Raw genomic sequence first — 641 nt, 5'->3', positions numbered from 1 at the left:
ACTGGACAGTGAGAAGTTTTCACGTTTAAGAAGCAAGCGAATCCGCATCCGGATGGGCCGATTTCTGCTTGGAACGAATAATTTGAGTTAGGGCCAGATGTGGGTTTTGAGCAAACAAGCGAAAAAGCGATTGGCGCAAGTAAGCTACGACCGTTGCCTCCGACACGATGGATTTGGACGGTGTGCGAAGATAACGGAAGAACAGAGCAGGCGTACGCCCGGAAAATCGCAAAGCGAGGAGCTGCACGATGCCCGTCGCGATGACGCTGCACATGACGAAGCCTTCGATGGCTTGGAGGGTCAACCGAATCCGTTTCCGATCCGACTCGTTTGTCACCTGCTCCAGCGGATCTGTCTCTCCTTTGCGGCGGTAGCGGTTCAGCTTCGGCATCGACGCGCTCCAGAAGCGATAACCGAACGCACCGATGACCTGCTTCATTTCCCGAAACGTGCATTCGATCTTGAACCGATATCCGTATAGCGCGATGATCTCCGTCGCTTCCAGCGTCAGATCGGTGCTGACGAGAAGGGAAAGGCGGTCGCCATGCCGAACGAGGACGAAGCGCAACTCTTGATAAAGACCCTGGCCCCACAACAAATCCAAACACAGGAAGGAGACGGTCTCTTCCTTGCCATAGATC

1 protein-coding gene is annotated in these 641 nt (G+C 54.3%); it reads right to left on the bottom strand.

The genetic code is table 11. The features are described from left to right. Window positions 1–25: 25 nt before the first annotated feature. Window positions 26–641, bottom strand: a 616-nt coding sequence (locus tag VF724_RS21310) for a hypothetical protein (RefSeq protein WP_442788080.1), incomplete at its 5' end; no start/stop codon positions are given.

The sequence above is a fragment of the Ferviditalea candida genome (genome assembly GCF_035282765.1).
GTDB lineage: Bacteria > Bacillota > Bacilli > Paenibacillales > KCTC-25726 > Ferviditalea > Ferviditalea candida.
The sequence above is the reverse complement of the archived record's forward strand: the minus strand, read 5'-3'. Positions and strand labels throughout refer to the sequence as shown.